Source organism: Curtobacterium pusillum, assembly GCF_007680845.1.
GTDB lineage: Bacteria > Actinomycetota > Actinomycetes > Actinomycetales > Microbacteriaceae > Curtobacterium > Curtobacterium pusillum_B.
Map to the genome: position 1 here is coordinate 1 of NZ_VEIY01000020.1, position 318 is coordinate 318.

The following is a 318-nucleotide window of genomic DNA, read 5'->3' on the forward strand; positions in this document are numbered from 1 at the left end:
CACCAGGAGGGTCGCGGCCCCGGCGAGCAGGGCGAACGGGTTGAGGAGGTCGAACAGCGTGCCCGTGTAGTTGTGCCCGGAGTCCATCGGGATGCCCCGCACGACGTTGCCGAACGCGACGCCCCAGAGGAACGACGGCACGGCGCTGCCGACGATGATCATCAGGTCGAACCGGCGCTTCCACTCGAGGTGCTTGTTCTGGTGCCGGTACTCGAACGACACGCCCCGGGCGATGAGCGCCGCGAGGATGAGCAGCAGCGCGAGGTAGAACCCGGAGAACATCGTCGCGTACCACTCCGGGAAGGCCGCGAACAGGCA

Annotated in this window: 1 protein-coding gene; it reads right to left on the reverse strand. The window is 67.6% G+C overall.

From position 1 onward, the window contains the following. A partial coding sequence (gene cydB, locus FS825_RS18450) for a cytochrome d ubiquinol oxidase subunit II (RefSeq protein ID WP_144715901.1) occupies nt 1–318 on the reverse strand: 318 nt, incomplete at both ends.